General features: G+C 41.3%; 1 protein-coding gene. It reads right to left on the bottom strand.

The window, feature by feature from the left end:
• Nucleotides 1-42: 42 nt before the first annotated feature.
• A partial coding sequence (locus tag HC176_RS19160) for a glycosyltransferase (RefSeq protein WP_167920553.1) occupies nucleotides 43-288 on the bottom strand: 246 nt, incomplete at its 5' end.

Below are 288 nucleotides of genomic sequence, written 5' to 3'. Positions count from 1 at the left end.
CATCACAAGATCACTTCTTCACAAGGTCACTTGGTCACAAGATCACTTCTTCACATGCTCACTATAAATAACTTCCAACTCATCCACCATTCTCTTTAAACTAAAGGAACTTACTACCCTTTCCCTGGCTGAGAGCTGCATTTTTTGACGCATCTTGGCATCCCCAATTAATTCTAAACTTTTCTCTGCCAAACATTTATAATCACCCACCTCACACAACAAACCATCCCTTTTATCTCTCACAACTTCTACGACTCCTCCAGCCCTTGTGGAGACAATAGCACATTC

This window comes from Tamlana crocina, assembly GCF_012037625.1.
This window is presented reverse-complemented; position numbering and strand designations above follow the sequence as displayed.